This is a genomic window from Psychrobacter sp. G (assembly GCF_000418305.1).
GTDB classification, from domain to species: domain Bacteria; phylum Pseudomonadota; class Gammaproteobacteria; order Pseudomonadales; family Moraxellaceae; genus Psychrobacter; species Psychrobacter cryohalolentis.
On record NC_021661.1, the window covers coordinates 2,686,623 to 2,703,728 of the forward strand.

A 17,106-nucleotide genomic window follows, 5' to 3' on the forward strand; every position below is an offset into this window, starting at 1 on the left:
ATATAGGGGTCTTTTATAGTGGCTAACGACAGTCGATATAGGCAGCCTCAATGAGGCAAATTTACTTATATAGGCTGTCATTTACCTGCTCAAAACATCTATAAATTCATCTTTAGAATAACGTCGTGCACCTCTAATATCTATATATTATGGTACACAACGCTATCAATAAATCAGATCAATTATTGCGGATCAGCGGTCGTGGTTTTAAGCAAAGTTGCAACGTTTGCTGCTTTTGGCTTAACCAAGTAGAACTTACGCGCATAATGCTCGAAGTCCGCTAATATGGTCTGCCCCCATGCGCTACCCGTTTTATCGACATGCCTTTCGATGACCTGCTGTAAGTAGATACGATGGCTTTCCATCTGCTCGCTTGAGATACGATTTAAATCAATCAACTCATGGTTGCAGCGATCAAAGAAATCACCTTCTAGATCGAGTACATAAGCAAATCCACCCGTCATACCTGCGCCAAAGTTAAGACCAGTACGTCCAAGTATGGTGATGATACCGCCCGTCATATACTCGCAGCAATGGTCGCCTGTGCCCTCGATAACAGCATGAGCACCTGAGTTACGAACACCGAAACGCTCCCCTGCCGTACCAGCGGCATATAGCTTGCCACCTGTTGCACCATACAAGCAGGTATTACCTACAATGGCAGTATCTTGCGTCACAAAACTTGAGTCTTTTGGTGGATAAATTACAATCTCGCCGCCTGCCATGCCTTTACCAACATAATCATTGGCATCGCCTTCAAGCTCAATATGCAAGCCACCAGCATTCCAAACACCTAGACTTTGTCCTGCTGTTCCGGTCAAGTGCAGCTTAATGGGTTTGTCACTCATGCCAAGATTGCCCCATAACTCTGCAATCTCGCCTGAGATACGCGCCCCAATCGAGCGATCACAGTTACCAACGTAATAACTATAGTCGCCACCATTGCCTTGACGAATATTCAGCAGCATATCACTAATCATCTGCTCAGCAAGCAAGCCTTTATCAAATGGCTCATTGCGCTCAACTTGACAAGTCTGCGCTTTGCCGCTACTGGCAGGATGACTAAATAATAGAGGCGATAAATCAAGATGCTGTTGCTTAGCAGTATTGCCTTCTAATATATCAAGCAAGTCAGTACGTCCAACCAACTCTTCCATCGTGCGCACGCCAAGCTTTGCAAGCCATTCTCGTGTTTCGGTTGCGACAAATTTAAAGAAGTTAATCAGCATTTCAGCTTCACCGATGAAGTGATCATCGCGTAGCTGGGCTTTTTGAGTGGCAACGCCCGTTGGACAGTTATTTAAATGGCAAATACGTAGGTATTTGCAACCGACCGCTATCATCGGCGTGGTGCCAAAACCAAAGCTCTCAGCACCAAGAATGGCGGCTTTGACCACATCAAGTCCTGTCTTTAGACCGCCGTCGGTTTGAATACGGACTTTATGACGTAAGCCATTAACGCGTAATGATTGATGAGTTTCAGCAAGACCTAACTCCCAAGGCGAGCCAGCATGATGGATAGACGACAGTGGTGATGCTGCCGTACCGCCGTCATAACCTGAGATAGTAATCAAGTCAGCATAGGCTTTTGCCACACCTGTTGCAATCGTGCCAACACCCGGACGCGAAACCAACTTAACTGACACCAACGCATCTGGATTGACTTGCTTAAGATCAAAAATAAGCTGCGCCAAATCTTCAATCGAGTAGATATCATGATGCGGCGGCGGTGAAATCAACGTCACTCCAGGCACAGAGTAGCGTAAGCGAGCGATTAAAGCATTGACCTTACCACCTGGCAGCTGACCACCTTCACCAGGTTTTGCCCCTTGAGCAACCTTGATCTGCATGACTTCTGCTGAACGCAGATAGGCGGGCGTTACCCCAAAACGACCAGAGGCAACTTGTTTAATTTTTGAGTTACGCAGTGTCCCATAACGTACAGGGTCTTCGCCGCCCTCACCTGAGTTTGAGCGACCACCAATGGTATTCATAGCGATAGCGATGGCTTCATGCGCTTCTGGCGACAGCGCGCCTAGCGACATGCCAGCAGAGTCAAAACGCGACAAAATGGCCGAGATATCTTCAACCTCATCAACGTCAAGTGGATTGTCCGTTTTAAGCTGTAATAAATCACGTAAAGTAGCGACCGGACGGCTATTGACGATTTCTGCATATTGACGGTAATTGTCATAATTACCAGTTCGTACCGCCAAATGTAGGCTATTAATCACATCAGGATTAAAGGCATGATACTCTTTATTAAAGACAAATTTTAATAAGCCGCCTTGATCAAGTGGGGCACGACGCTTAAAGGCATTTGCCGCAAGCTGCGCTTGATCTGCTGCCAAATCAGCAAAGGTTGCGCCTTTAATACGACTTTGCACGCCTTTAAAGCACAGATTAACCACTTCTTCAGAAAGACCTACCGCTTCAAATAACTGCGCACCGCGATACGATACAATGGTAGAGATACCCATTTTTGATAAAATCTTTAGCAGACCTTTATCTAAGCCTTTACGGAAATTTACCCGTGCCTGAATCGGATCACCAAGCAGCTCGCCAGTCGCAACCAAATCATCAATCACGTCATAAGCTAGATAAGGATAAACGCAGGTCGCACCAAAGCCAATTAATACCGCGACTTGATGTGAATCACGTGCCAGACCAGTTTCAATAATTAAATTGGCATCAGTACGAATACCTTGTGCAATCAGATAATGATGCACCGCCCCTGTGACCATTATGGCGTTGGCAGGGACTTTATCTACCGCAATGTCTCTATCAGATAAGACAATCAAGGTATGACCAGCACGAATGCTACTGGCAACTTGCTCGCAGATAGAGATAATGGCAGCGGAAAGCTCTAGCGTACGGTCACAATTTAAGTCGATACGTGCCATCTTAAAGGCAGGATCAGCCAAGGCTTCAAGTTGCTGCATCTTACTTGCTGACAACACCGGCGATGACAAGATAATACGATGCGCGTCGCGGGCTGATGGCGCAAACACATTGGTTTCAGCGCCGAGGCACGTCTGTAGCGACATTACAATAGATTCACGTAGCGGATCAATCGGTGGATTGGTCACCTGTGCAAATTGCTGGCGGAAGAAATCACCGACATGACGAATCTGCTGTGACAGTACCGCCATTGGCGTATCATCACCCATCGAACCAACTGGCTCTTGGGCATTTTCGGCATTAGGGCGGATGATTTCTGTACGCTCTTCATTGGTGATATGATACATTTTTTGCAATGCTTTTAGCGGCTCACCGCGACATGCCTGTGCAGCTATCTCTTCTTCTAAGCGCTCATCATCACGGATATGGGTCGCCTCGTCGCGTAACCATTTACGATACGGATGCGCCTTTTTAAGCAAGGTCGCAATGGCTTTGGTATCCATTATTTGACCGGTTTGAGTATCAATGACTAGCATCTGACCCGGTCCAACACGACCTTTAGCGAGCACGTCTTTTGGCTTATAGTCCCAAACCCCCACTTCTGAGGCGACCGTAATATAACCATTCTTCGTCGTTACCCAACGTGATGGACGCAGACCGTTTCGATCCAGCATACAGACGGCATAGCGACCATCTTGAATCACGAGACCTGCAGGACCATCCCATGCTTCCATATGCTGCGAGTAAAACTCATAAAATGCCCGCAAGTCCATATCCATGCTATCGACATTCTGCCAAGCAGGTGGCACAAGTATTGACATCGAATGAAACAAGCTCATACCGCCTGACATCAGAACTTCTAGCATATTGTCTAAGCTAGATGAGTCTGAGCCACTACTATTAACTAAAGGCGTTAACTCATTCAAATTGGGTAATTTATCTGATTTTAATTTTGGCGTACGCGCCTCAGACCAGCTGCGGTTGCCGGAGATGGTATTTAGCTCACCATTATGCGCCAGATAGCGGAAAGGCTGGGCTAGTGGCCAGCGCGGTAGCGTATTGGTTGAAAAGCGTTGATGAAACACCACAATATGCGACGCCAAACGCGCATCTTGCAAATCTAAGAAGAAAGATGGCAAGTCTGATGGCATCACCAAACCTTTATAAATAATAGTCTGACAGCTCAATGAGCAGACATAAAACAGCTCATCATCAACCAAGCGTTGCTCAGATTTTTTACGCGCCACAAACAGCTTGCGATTAAAATCATCTGCCGCTAAACCATCCGGCGCATTGACAAATACTTGCTTAAAATCTGGTAATGTCTGACGCCCAATTTCACCGACAATGCTTAAATCAAGTGGTACATCGCGCCAGCCGGCTACTTCTAAGCCTTGTGCGGTAATCTCTTCATTTAATACTTGTAGGCTATGCTGAGCCGTTGCCGTATCTGGATTGACGAATACCATACCAACCGCGAAGTTATCCGTTATCTCAAACTGTTGCTCTGCTGCAATGTCTCTAAAAAAGGCAACGGGCGTCGCTAATAATAAACCACAACCATCGCCGGTTTTGCCATCAGCTGCCACGCCGCCACGATGGGTCATACAACTTAGGCTGTGAATGGCTGTTTTTACCAAGTCATGACTGGCCTGACCCTCAATATGAGCAATCAAACCAAAACCGCAATTGTCAGAAAAGTCATCTGGCGAGGCCAAATGCGTATGGGAGGAAATCATTGACATAGCTGGTCCTTTTAAGTAAGCGGAAGTTTATGCAACCAATGTGATGCACAAACCGTTTTCCGCAAGCAGAACGGGCTGGATTATATTTACACATCCGGATTAACAAAGCGCGAGCAGAAAAATTATTGCCAGTGCGCTGGGTATGATAAAAACAATTATCAAAGTACCCTGTATGCTAGCAACATTTGAGCCATCAATTTAACGCGGACTGATAGGATAACTTGGTGAAAGTATTCAATGTCAATCGTCGCAAATCAAAATATTAAGCACTTCAACGTGACTACTTGTCGATCTTATGTTGGTTATAGGTTCCAATATGAATCTTATAATCTTCAATGACCAAACTAGTAAATAGCTGAAAAAACGCAGTTTATCCATCAAATGTGAATATAAGACGCCTATATTCAAGCGCCTTAACAATCCTAATAAGGATGATAGTAAGAGAAGTTGCGCCACTTGCGATATGCTGATCGTAGCGGATAACTAGTAACCAGCTAACAAGTAGCAGCGCTTGAGATATGATGTTTTCTGTTAATCATTTATCCTAGATCTAATAAAATCTTATTAAATTAGAAGCTAACAAATGACCATTTACGATAACTATACAGAACGTCACCCATCCTTATATTAGTGAATGATCGACAAAAAATCTAGTCTTTTCTGCCGATTCATCCGTCAGATTTTGTAAGTGTTTATATTGCTATTGGTTATATAAGATATCATAACCCATAAGTAAATGATTCATAAAAAAGCCCACTGTATTTTTGAGTGGGCTTTTTGACGTATGTGCTTACTTAAAATTAGTCTTTCTTTTCTTCGATGAGCTCTTTTATACTGTCGTTTTTGGCTTTTGGCGCTGCCGCATTGTTAGAGCTATTATTGGCATTTTTATTCGCCGAGCTTGCATTTGAATTTTTATTATCCAAATTTGTACTGTTGGGATTGGCAGTGTTATTCGGCGCCTTAGGCGTGGCAACCACTGGTGGTTTTTTCGCTGAATTAGTATCAGCACCAGATACAACAGGCTTTTTGCTTTCTTGCTCAGGCTTACGGTTATTATCATTATTCTTAGAGGCTGAGGTAGTAGGAGATTGCTCTTCTATACCGAAAATACGCTCCTCATTAACTGTCAAGGTATCAGAGGTATCAACGGACTGACGAATGCTTTCAGTCGCACTGCTATTGGTCGATTCTTGAGGAGTACGGTTGGTCGCATTGCTTGCGGATTGCTCACTGTTATTTACCGTAGGTGTTTTTTGACGTAGCGGCACTTCACGCTTGGTTGGTCTCAGATTGACGGCACGGGTACGCTTTGTACTCAAATCTTTTACAGGATCAGGGCGCTCATAATTATCAATGATGCTAACGTAGCGATTGATCTCTTCAGGCAATACTCGTACATTGGCAGGCAGCTTAAAATCTATCAGCTTAGCCGCACCAACTGCTTCTTGTGGACTACCCATCAAGCCATAAGTCAGCATATAACGGACTTGCTCGTTTTCATCAAGGTAGCGGAAATATGTAAATTTGCTACGGTCTTCACGTCCTTCTAGATAACTGACAATCACCTCATTTTCAGCGACATTCATGACCTGTACTGTCCACTTGCCTTTGTTGGCAAGCAGATAACGCTTATCTTTAAACTCATCAGGATAGCTGCGCAAATCACGAACCGTTTCATCAAAACTTATCGGTTGTACGTCAGTATCAAGCTCATGCAGCGATTCAATTTTCAATGGCTGCTCAAGCTCCGCACTCAGTGTTTTCGGCGCTGCTATGGGCGCGTTTTCTATCTTGGCGCCCATCGCTGGCGTTTGGCTAAACATCCATACCAAAGCGGTGGTCACACCCAACATCAGAGTCGCTATCAGCCAAATCAGCGCTTGACGGCGATAGGATTGACTCGCGGTGCGAGTCGTCGAGCGAGATGCTGCCATGGAGGTGTCCTTGGTAAAGATATGCTTAGGATAGGGTCATAAAAATTATACAGATAAAACCAAGCGCTCTATACTCACTTCAAAATAAAAGAGAATCGCTTTTAGTACCGTGCTATTTCTATATTGAAAAATTAACTGCTCATAGCCATTTATAATATATGTTCTTTTATAGCTTACGGTGCATGCATGGCTAGCACATCGGTGAGCAGATGCGGGTCAAAATCATTGGTTAATACTGCTTCACCCAATGATTTTAACAAAATAAGGCGGATTTGTCCGTGTTTCACTTTTTTATCATGCCCCATTAAGTCCAAAGCGGTCTGAACTTCAATAGGCGGCGGCGTGATCGGTAAATTGGCTAATGACAATATGCGCTTAACACGAGCAACCTCATCGCTCGTTAACCAGCCGATTTTTTGCGACAGCTCAGCCGCTTGTACCATGCCCGCAGCAACTGCCTCACCATGTAGCCAACTACCATAACCTTCATGAGTTTCAATTACATGACCAAACGTATGACCAAAATTTAATAAAGCGCGTACACCTGACTCTCTTTCATCTTGGGCGACAACATCAGCTTTGTACTGGCAGCAGCGATTGACCGCTTCACCCAGTACCGCTAAATCCAAAGCCATCATCGCAGGCAGATTGTGCTCAAGCCAAGTCAAGAACTCGGCATCCATAATCAGCGCATATTTAATAACTTCAGCAAGCCCTGCTGACAGCTCGCGCGCTGGCAGGGTTTTGAGTGTGCTCATATCTGCCAATACCATTTGCGGCTGCCAGAATGCGCCAATCATGTTTTTGCCTTGCGGATGATTGATACCGGTTTTGCCGCCGACACTTGAATCCACTTGAGATAGCAAGGTGGTTGGTATCTGAATAAAATTGACGCCGCGCATAAAGCTTGCCGCTGCAAATCCCGTCATATCGCCAATGACACCACCACCAAGCGCAATCAGAGTCACATCACGATTAAAATGCGCTGCCATCAGCACGTCATAAATCTGATTGATACTCGACTGGTTCTTATATTGTTCACCATCTGGCAGCACGCACACCTGCACGGTAAATTGGGTTTCTAACGGCTTCTGTAAGGCCTGTAGATAAATCGGCGCAATAGTGTCATTGGTAACAATCAATACCTGCTGACCCGTAACATAAGGGGCAATTTGGCTAGCCATACTGCTGTTTTCTGCTATTGCGTTTTCAGTAATGACGATTGGATAGTCATGACTTTGCGTATGTACTGTCAAGTCAGCATGAAACAGTGGCGTTGCCATGAAAATCTCCTTAATTCTTACGAGTAAAATTTAACTAAATAGGTATTCGATAATATTGGTCATACTAGTCATTTTTTGACATCAGTCTTTTTCAGGCTCTGAATCGACAGACGTAGAGATACAAAATGAGTTAAGCTGCTGTAATAATTGATTGACCATGTGCCGTGGATACGTATGTCCTGTTGGCATAATGATATGCGCTACTTCCCTGTACAATGGATCGCGCGCGCTATATAAACCTTGCAGTATTTTTCTGGGGTTTGGCTGCTGTAATAAAGGACGCGATTTGTCTTTCGCAGTACGAGCCATTTGTACATCGACAGGCGCGTTGAGATAAATAACGATACCGCGCTGCTTTAAATACTCACGATTTTCAGCTGCCATCACAGCACCGCCGCCAGTCGCTAAAACAATTTGCGGTTGCTGTGTTAGCTCATCGATTGCACGCGTTTCCCGTTCTCGAAAGCCCGCTTCACCTTCTTTGGCAAATATCCAAGCGATATCGGCACCGGTCTGCGATTCGATATACCAATCGCTGTCTACAAACGAGCGCCCGAGCTGCTTTGCCAGTAATCTGCCGATTGTGGTCTTCCCTGCTCCCATCGGCCCTACCAAAAATACCGACGGTAATTCCTCAACCATAGTACTCACTCAGCTAAATTAGGTATGATACAACGTCATTGATATTCTGGCTAGTAATGAGCTGTGATTATTGTTAGTAAAATCCTTGCCAGCCTAAAAATCAACCATTAAAAAAGCAAGCACTAAGGCTTGCTTTTTATGACTCAAAACCAACTAAAATCTGACTAATCTAAGCGACTAATACCATCATTGATCAGTTTCGGCGTGATAAATATCAGCAGCTCTTCTTTGGTATTGCTGCGCACGTCTTTACGGAAGGCACGACCAATATAAGGCAAATCACCTAAGAAAGGTACTTTATCGACGCCATTATTAGTACGGTTTTTAAAGACGCCGCCCAATACAATGGTTTGACCATCTTCAACAATAACGTTGGTAGAAATCGAGTCTTCAGCGATGGCAACCTGATTGTTAATAATGGTCGGTGTGCCATTGGTGATTAGCAGCTGCAAACCAATCTTACCATCTGGAGTAATATTTGGCGTGGCTTCCAAACTTAAAGCAGCTTCTTTAAAGCTAGTAGTAGTCGCGCCACTTGCTGACGCTTCTTGATAAGGAATCTGCGTACCAGAAGATACTTTTGCTGTTTGCTTATCAGAGGTCAAAATCTTCGGCGTAGAAATCACTTCACCGCGGTTGTCTGCTTGCATGGCTGACAATTCGAGATCGAGCATGAAATCAGAAATACCTAACAGACCAAAGGCAATACGACCTGCTGGATTATCAACGCCTAAGTCAACGTTTAGATTGTCAGGACGAGTAATATCGTATTTAGGATAAGAGACGGTCTGACCATTAATAGTCGTGGTCTGCACATCAAAATCTTTTAAGTCCCATAAAGTTTGGTTACTGCCACCGACCAACAAGTTGCGGTTATTGGCAGCGCCATTTGACAAGATACCCCAACGCACGCCAATCTCTTTACTAAAGCTATCAGTTGCACTAACGATACGCGCTTCAATCATGACTTGACGGACAGGAATGTCGATTTTACCAATCAGCTTATGGATATTTTCAATGCTGGCTGCCACATCTTTAACAATCAAAGTATTGGTACGCTCATCGACTGTTACCGTCCCACGATTAGAGAGCAAGCTATTGCTATCGTTAGTATTAGCATTGGCGCTGCCAGTATTGCTACCGCCAGAAGCTCCACCACTACCTTGAGAGATCAGGGTTAGGACATCTGCCGCTTTTGCGTAGCTTAGACGGATATATTCAGTACGTAACGGTGCATAAGACTCAACTGCTTGCTGGACTTCAAGCTCACGTGCTTCTTGTTCAGCAAGCTCAGTTGAAGGCGCAACCAAAATTACGTTACCGTTTTCACGTTTGCCCAAATTTTTACTTTTAAGAATGATATCAAGTGCTTGATCCCAAGGTACGTTGATAAGGCGCAAGGTAATGTTACCGGCGACCGAATCACTAGCAACGATATTCATCTCTGTAAACTGCGCTAAGATATCTAGGACACTACGAATCTCAACATCTTGAAACTCCATAGATAGCGCTGCACCGGTATAGACTTTTTCTTCAAGCGTCGGCTCACGTAGCAGCTCAGGTCGTCTGATACCAATATTTAGCTGACTGCCTGATTGATAGGCTTGATATTCAAAATCGTCTTTCATATTGATGGTAATAACACCATTTTGACCTTGGTTTTTAGTATCAATACTGTCTACCAAACCACCATTAACATTCAATCGGCGTAGCAGATTTCTAGGTACGGTACTGCCTGTCAAACGCACAACCAGCTTATTACCTTGACGCTGAACGTCTACAGGAATCGCTTCATTGGCAAGTGAGATACTAACGTTACCACCGCCATCATTCCCTGCTGAAAAATTCACAGCGCTTAGCCCATCATAGCTATACTGCTTGCTGACTTGTGCAGAGGCAAGTTGTGGGCTTAATAAAGGGTTGACACGTACGACCATGGTGTCAGCAGGTACTTGGTTTTTTGTGACTGTGGTTCTAATAGGCGCGACAGCAACGCTACTGGTTTCAACAATGGGCGTAACCACAGCCGTGGTAGTAATAGCCGAATTGCCATTTAGGACATCTTGTACAGGGTCGTTGGTAATGACTTTCGTGACCACCGGAGCAATCACTGGACGATTAGGGTCCGTAATCGTCAGCAATAATTCATTGCCATCAATCGCGGTGGTATAGTTGCCCGTCTTTTTTAGCCCAACGATAAGACGGGTGGTATTGTCACTATTTAAGGTGGTGACCTCATTGACCATACCGATATTATATTCTTTAAAGCGACTAGCAAGACCGTTTTGCACCTGTTCAAAATCCAGCACCAAACGGCTAGGATTGTCGAGCTGATAAGCGGCTGGTAATACTGGCGCACCTGAAAACCCTAAACGCATTTGCGTTACGGCTGGCGCAGTCTGCACCACAGAGACATTGTTGATGCGTTGCTCGGCATGGGCAATGCTACTTACAGCTACCATACTCATTGCCAATGCAGAGATGGCAAAAGTAGAAGATACGCGGTTGCTCATCGTCATTACCTTGTTATTGCGTACTGTCATTATTTATTCCTTAAAAAATCTGCCGACTTAGCTTATAGGGGACACCAGTGACTGGGGTTTTTCAACAAACCCAGCACGGCTGTCTGGCACAATTTCAATCAAGTTAATCTGAGTCGGTGTGATTTCAACAATACGACCGTCATTCAATCCAAGATAATTACCCACTCTAACACTAGCAACTGAGCCATCAGGCCGCTGTACTAAAGCATACTGTTGACCTTCAGGCGAGATAACCACACCGCGAAAAATCAGTTGTGTCAGCTCGTACTGTTCAAGCGGTTCTTTGACTCGGGTTATATCAGGGCGTACCCCGTCAATAAAGGTGGTCGGACCTTGTACGTTCACTAAACTCGGTGGCAAAAATGGACTACGCTGCGCACTGGCGCTATAGACAAAATCTTCTACCAGCTCGGCCTGAGGAGGAGGCTCAATCGGCTGCGCAGGCTGGTTACGGACATCAGCCATTGCCTGTTCTGCTAAACCGATACGATCCGTACAACCCGTTAGAGATAAAACAGTAGCGCTTAACAGCAATAACCTTAACTTAGGCAGTTTGTAGCTAATCATTAGTTGCCTCCTGCAGCAGCATCGGTGGGTACAGCTTCAGCCGCCGCTGCATCACCTTCAGGGACCGCTTCTTTGGAGCGATAGGTTTTGGTTTGCAATACCAAATTTAGCTCGGGTAAAACATCCAAGGTTGGCTGCGGATTACTGACTTCGAAGTCGTGCATGGTGATAATCCTTGGTAAAGCTGCCAAACCACTGATAAAACTACCAAATTGATGGTAGTCACCCAACGCTGCAATACGAATAGGCTGCTCAATAAAGAATTCATTTTCAATTTCAGGCTCGACAGATATGTCCTGAAAACGGATGTTACTGCCCACGCCCGTCATATTGATACCCTCAACCAATTCTGATACACGGGTATCTTTTGGTAGCTGGTCAAGCAAAGTATTAAACTCCGCTTCCATTTGAATCACTTGAGCTTGATAAGCTTGTAGATGGCGCGCGCGCGATTCTTTTTCACGGTAGCTATCGAGCAAGGTTTGTTGTTGGCTTTCTGCTGCTGTAATTTCATCGATTTTACTGCTGATTGGTAATGCCCATGACAAAGCAGCAATCAAAGCAATAATAAAACCAATGACGGTGACTTTAACAGGGAGCGGCCAACTACCATAGTTTTCAGAATCCAATGACTCAAAACTGCGGCGAAACTCATTTAAATCAAACTGTTTTCTTTGTCTTATCACCGTCTTTTTGAGTTTAATACGGGTTTTTTTACGGGTCAGTTTCATAACTCACCTCCAAGTACAATAGCGCCATCAGCACCTTCTACAGGAACGGCTGATTCAGACTGTACTTTAGTCGTGATCACAAACTGCACATAGCTGTCTTCAGGATAAATAGGACGCGGTTGTTCACCTGGCGTAGTGACCGTATTTTCCAAAACGGGGGCTGCTTGATAAGCGGTAATGTTTTGCTGAATATTACTTACGGCTGAATCGCCCATCCACTTACTGCTATCAAGATTACGGATCAAGCTTGATACCACGTTTGGATTGTCAGCAAGACCTGTCAATGTTAATACATCCCCTTCACGTTTTAGATTATTCAAATAAAGCGCTGGCGGAATGGCTTTAGCAAGATCATCCCATAGACGTACAGGTACAGGACGTCGACCTTGCAAGTCTTGAATAACTTGCATACGTGAGATGATATCTTCACGGCGCTGCTCTAAGCTATCAATCTCGACCAACGCTTTATCCAAGCGAGCGTTTTCTTGTTCAATCAGTGCATTGGCATCTAATTGTTCAGCAAGTTCGTTATTAAAATAACTCCACGTCGCAAATGCTGCAAGCAGAGACAACAGTGTCACTGCCACCACCAAGGTGATAAACTCTTTATTGCGGCGGGCACGCTCTTCTTCTCGCCAGGGCAGTAGGTTAATACGAGCCATTAGTCAAAGCTCCTTAACGCCAGACCGCAAGCGGCCATTAAGCTGGGTGCATCAATCGCCAGTTGCTCATGATCGATATGCGGCGCAATAGTCATATTAATGAACGGATTTGCAATACTCACAGGCACGCCCAATCGCTGCTGCGCCATGCCAGCAAGACCCGCAATAGAGCTACTGCCACCAGCAAGGACCACATGATCGATACTACTATATTGACTTGAGGAGAAATAAAACTGTAAAGAGCGAGTGATTTGTTGGATGGTATTTTCTATAAATGGTGTTAAGACATCAGTATAGTAATCATCAGGTAGAGCACGCTCGCGCTTACTAATAGAAGCTTCTTCAGCAGACAAACCATAGCGGTTTTGGATGGCTTCCGTCAGCTGACTGCCTCCAAATAACTGCTCACGACTATAGATAAACTCGCCATTTTTGGCGACATATAATGTTGTTTGATTGTGTCCGATATCAACCAGCGCCACCAAATCTGGCAAGTTTGGCAGACTGTCTGCCATTAAGCCAAAAGCACGCTCAATGGCATGCGACTCAATATCCATTACCTTGGTTTGCAAACCACCAAAGGTTAAGGCATCAACTCTTTGGTCAACGTTTTCTGAACGAGAGGCGGCAAGCAGTACTTGTACCATGTCATCATTTATAAGAGAGGGACCCAATACTTCAAAGTCCAAATTGACGTCTTCTAGCGGATAAGGTATGTATTGGTCAGCATCCAAACGAATTTGAGCTTCACGCTCAACGTCACTTAGCACCATATCCATATCGATGATTTTAGTAATCACCGCTGACCCTGAGACTGCTGTGGCTGCACTACTACCAGCCGCTTGGCAACGCCTTGCCAAGCCTGCTATAGTATTGCCTACCACTTCCGTGTCTATAATGAGTTTGTCGATGACTACGCCTTCAGGTAATATTTCAGTACCATAAGATCTTAGGTGGAAAACGCCTTGTTGGCGCTGTATGTCAACCAACTTCACTGAGGTGGTACAGATATCCACGCCAATCAAATGTCGACTCTTAGAAGTAAATAGCCTCACAAACTCTATACCTTATATTAAGTGTACAATCTGATAGTTATTTGTAATAATTTAGTACAATACTTTACTTAACAGATAGATTCAAGCATTTAAATGTCCTGTAGAGGCTAACTTACACATTTATTATTACTTGGCTATTTTGTTCAAGGTATAATGTTTTTTATCTGTTGCAAACCTTAATCGATAAGTCTGACTATGACCAAAAAAAATGCCACCGTTCGTCTCATTCACTTTTTGGTGGGGCTTTTCATTGCCTGTCTTGCGTTGGCGGTTGTATTAGCGCTTGCCGTCCCTATTGGCTTCTATGGTATGGCGATGTATTTATCGCCAACGTTGCCAAGCACGCAAGAGATTAAAACAGCAAATTTAGAGATGCCATTACAGATATATAGTAGTGATGACAAATTGATTGGGCAATATGGCAACCGTTTATCATTGCCTATTACCTTTGAAGAGATACCGGAAGACTTGACCCATGCTTTTTTAGCAGCAGAAGATTCTTCATTTTTTCAGCACAGCGGTATTAGTATTAAAGGATTAGGGCGCGCGGTCACCGAAGTGGTGACGGATGATGAAAGCCAAACAGGTGGCTCGACCATCACCATGCAGGTCGCCAAAAATTATTTTCTAAGCTCAGATCGCACGTTGAATCGCAAACTAACGGAATTGTTTTTAGCCCGTAAGATTGAAGACGAGCTGAGTAAAAACGATATTCTTACCCTTTATGTCAATAAAATTTACTTAGGTGAAGGCGCTTATGGTATTCGTGCTGCTGCCAAAAAATATTATAGTAAATCGTTAGAAAATCTCACCATTGCTGAGATGGCAATGCTTGCAGGTTTGCCGAAAGCGCCCTCTAAATACAATCCTGTTGCCAATCCAAGCCGTGCGCTCACGCGCCGTAACTGGATTATTGGTCGCATGCATGAATTGGGTTACATCGACAAAACCCAATATGACGAAGCTATTAATGCGCCCATCGGTATTAAGCTTTATCAAGAAAAGCTGGATGTTAATATGCCGTATTTGGCAGAAATGACGCGCGCAGCTTTGGTTGATCGTTATGGTGAGCAAGTTATGCATGGCGGCTGGCGTGTACGCTTGACGGTTGATAGTCAAGCGCAAATAGATGCAGAAAAGGCAATTTTATCTGGCTTGGTTGCTTACGAACATCGCCATGGCTGGCGCGGCGCCGAAGCAAATGATGAACCGCTAAAGAATTTCAGTCGCTATAGCAATATGTCGCCTGCCAAAGTGACTAAAGTGAATACCAGTAGTTTTGAGGCGACCATGCTTTCAGGAGAAAGCGTGACCGTTAATTGGTCTGGTATGCGCTGGGCACGTAAATATATCTCTGCTGATCGCATTGGTTATTTTCCAAGTAATGCCAGCCAAATAGTGAGTAAGAACGATATTATTCGCCTGATACCGACTGCTAGTGGTGGCTGGCAGCTTGGTCAAATACCTGAGATACAAGGTAGTTTGGTTTCTCTGAATCCTGATACCGGTGGCGTTCTTGCCTTGGTCGGTGGCTTTGATTTTAACCATAGTAAATTTAACCGTGCTCTGCAGGGCTGGCGTCAACCCGGTTCCACCATTAAACCCCTTGTCTATACAGCAGCATTAGAAAAAGGCTATCGTCCAGATAGTATAGTTTCGGATCGCCCGCTGCAAGTAGGTGACTGGAAACCAAAAAACTCTGATGGTCGATTCTTAGGTGATATTACGTTAAGCCGCGGACTTTATTTATCACGTAATCTAGTATCTATTCGCTTGCTGCAAGCAATTGGCATCTCTGACGCTCGCAACTTATTAGATGAATTTGGTCTTGATAAAGAAAAGCTGCCAACTACTTTGTCTTTAGCGTTGGGTACAGGTCAAGCAACCCCATTACAAATGGCAACCGCTTACGCCACCTTTGCCAATGGCGGGCATCGCATTCAACCTTATTTTATTGAACAAATTTATAATTATAATAATAAGCTTTTGTTTCAAGCCAATCCTCAGCAAGCTTGTGCCCTATGTTTCAATGAGCAGCTCGACGATGTCAATAAAAAACTAACTGAAGAATATGATGCAAAAATAGAGGAGAGTAAAAAAGTAGCTGAAGACGATAAAACAGGCGACGCTAAAGAATCGCCGGCAAGTAAAAATACAGAAACTGATATAGAGGCTGACAAGAGTAACACCCCTACTAAAGACAGTAACAAGATTGATTTGAGCATTTACGATGCCAGTCCAGAATCAGATCGCCTAAAAGCACCTGTTGTACAGTACGTACGCGCTGAACAAGCTCCGCGTATTTTAAAGCCTAAAGTCGCTTATGAGATGGCAGATATCTTACGTGATGTAATACAGCGTGGTACAGCGTTTAAAGCAAGATCTTTGGGACGTGATGATATTGGCGGCAAGACAGGAACCACCAATGAAGCGAAAGATGCTTGGTTTGCAGGCTTCCATCCTACCAATGCTACCGTCGTCTGGATGGGATTTGACCAACCATCAACCATGGGTCGTCGCGAATATGGTGGTGTGGCAGCCCTACCCGTTTGGATGGATTTTATGAAAGCCCAACTTAATGACACGCCTAGCCAATGGGTCTCTATTAATAACCGTGCCAAGTCCAAGAAACAAAAGCAAAACATTATAGAGATGATGGATGAAGGGGTCACTGAACTTGATGGCGAAGATACTGATACAGGCAAATCGGAAAAACCAGTAAAGACATCTATTCAGAAGCGCCAGCCACCTGCTCCAAAACCTGTTGAAACGCCGGCAGTTACGACCGATGTTAAACCTGCTAATAATGGTATTACTAATAGCCCAGCGCAGAAACCAAAACCATTAGTAGTCAAGCCTGTAGAACGTATGCCAGCGATGCCTGAGTAATAGACTGCTTTCTATATTGATACATTTAAAAAGGCTGGTTCAGTAAACACTGAGCCAGCCTTTTTTATAGGGCATATTTCAATTGCATTTAATTTTGTGCCTTACTCAGCTTAAAGGTAGCAGCTACTCATTAAGCACTCATAACGAAGCT

The 17,106-nt window shown here is 44.4% G+C and carries 10 protein-coding genes; 1 reads left to right on the forward strand and 9 read right to left on the reverse strand.

From position 1 onward, the window contains the following. Positions 1 to 182: 182 nt before the first annotated feature. The 9 genes from gltB to pilM all read right to left on the reverse strand — a co-directional run bounded on the left by gltB (position 183) and on the right by pilM (position 14,066). On the reverse strand, positions 183 to 4,646 hold the full coding sequence (gltB, locus tag PSYCG_RS11260) for a glutamate synthase large subunit (RefSeq protein WP_020444309.1): 4,464 nt from the start codon (positions 4,644 to 4,646) through the stop codon (positions 183 to 185). Positions 4,647 to 5,446: 800 nt separating this feature from the next. Further along, on the reverse strand, positions 5,447 to 6,583 hold the full coding sequence (locus tag PSYCG_RS11265; protein ID WP_020444310.1) for a hypothetical protein: 1,137 nt from the start codon (positions 6,581 to 6,583) through the stop codon (positions 5,447 to 5,449). 173 nt (positions 6,584 to 6,756) lie between these two features. Continuing rightward, positions 6,757 to 7,866 (reverse strand): 3-dehydroquinate synthase, encoded by a 1,110-nt coding sequence (gene aroB, locus PSYCG_RS11270; protein ID WP_020444311.1) that lies wholly within the window; start codon positions 7,864 to 7,866, stop codon positions 6,757 to 6,759. An 81-nt stretch (positions 7,867 to 7,947) separates the two neighbouring features. Then, positions 7,948 to 8,508 carry a shikimate kinase AroK gene (gene aroK / locus PSYCG_RS11275; RefSeq protein ID WP_011514481.1) on the reverse strand — a complete coding sequence of 187 codons (561 nt, stop codon included), beginning with the start codon at positions 8,506 to 8,508 and terminating at the stop codon, positions 7,948 to 7,950. 164 nt (positions 8,509 to 8,672) lie between these two features. Next, complete coding sequence (gene pilQ, locus PSYCG_RS11280; RefSeq protein ID WP_020444312.1) at positions 8,673 to 11,051, reverse strand: type IV pilus secretin PilQ; 2,379 nt, start codon at positions 11,049 to 11,051, stop codon at positions 8,673 to 8,675. 27 nt (positions 11,052 to 11,078) lie between these two features. Next, positions 11,079 to 11,618: a pilus assembly protein PilP gene (locus PSYCG_RS11285; protein WP_020444313.1), complete on the reverse strand. Its 540-nt coding sequence runs from the start codon at positions 11,616 to 11,618 to the stop codon at positions 11,079 to 11,081. Then, positions 11,618 to 12,349: a type 4a pilus biogenesis protein PilO gene (locus PSYCG_RS11290; RefSeq protein WP_020444314.1), complete on the reverse strand. Its 732-nt coding sequence runs from the start codon at positions 12,347 to 12,349 to the stop codon at positions 11,618 to 11,620. The genes PSYCG_RS11285 and PSYCG_RS11290 overlap by 1 nt, the downstream gene beginning before the upstream one ends. Beyond that, positions 12,346 to 13,011, reverse strand: a complete 666-nt coding sequence (locus PSYCG_RS11295) for a PilN domain-containing protein (RefSeq protein ID WP_020444315.1) — start codon at positions 13,009 to 13,011, stop codon at positions 12,346 to 12,348. Before PSYCG_RS11295 ends, PSYCG_RS11290 begins: the two co-directional genes overlap by 4 nt. Beyond that, entirely contained in the window at positions 13,011 to 14,066 is a 1,056-nt protein-coding gene (gene pilM, locus PSYCG_RS11300; protein ID WP_041772319.1) for a type IV pilus assembly protein PilM, read from the reverse strand. The genes PSYCG_RS11295 and pilM overlap by 1 nt, the downstream gene beginning before the upstream one ends. Before the next feature lie 195 nt (positions 14,067 to 14,261). Between pilM and PSYCG_RS11305 the strand changes: the two genes are divergently transcribed. Next, positions 14,262 to 16,955 carry a penicillin-binding protein 1A gene (locus PSYCG_RS11305; protein ID WP_020444317.1) on the forward strand — a complete coding sequence of 898 codons (2,694 nt, stop codon included), beginning with the start codon at positions 14,262 to 14,264 and terminating at the stop codon, positions 16,953 to 16,955. The last annotated feature ends 151 nt before the right edge of the window (positions 16,956 to 17,106 follow it).

Coding starts and splice junctions, on each gene's coding strand:
- PSYCG_RS11290 (WP_020444314.1), bottom strand. CDS start 12,349: ATGAAACTGACCCGTAAAAAAACCCGTATTAAACTCAAAAAGACGGTG.
- pilQ (WP_020444312.1), bottom strand. CDS start 11,051: ATGACAGTACGCAATAACAAGGTAATGACGATGAGCAACCGCGTATCT.
- aroK (WP_011514481.1), bottom strand. CDS start 8,508: ATGGTTGAGGAATTACCGTCGGTATTTTTGGTAGGGCCGATGGGAGCA.
- PSYCG_RS11285 (WP_020444313.1), bottom strand. CDS start 11,618: ATGATTAGCTACAAACTGCCTAAGTTAAGGTTATTGCTGTTAAGCGCT.
- PSYCG_RS11295 (WP_020444315.1), bottom strand. CDS start 13,011: ATGGCTCGTATTAACCTACTGCCCTGGCGAGAAGAAGAGCGTGCCCGC.
- PSYCG_RS11265 (WP_020444310.1), bottom strand. CDS start 6,583: ATGGCAGCATCTCGCTCGACGACTCGCACCGCGAGTCAATCCTATCGC.
- aroB (WP_020444311.1), bottom strand. CDS start 7,866: ATGGCAACGCCACTGTTTCATGCTGACTTGACAGTACATACGCAAAGT.
- PSYCG_RS11305 (WP_020444317.1), top strand. CDS start 14,262: ATGACCAAAAAAAATGCCACCGTTCGTCTCATTCACTTTTTGGTGGGG.
- gltB (WP_020444309.1), bottom strand. CDS start 4,646: ATGTCAATGATTTCCTCCCATACGCATTTGGCCTCGCCAGATGACTTT.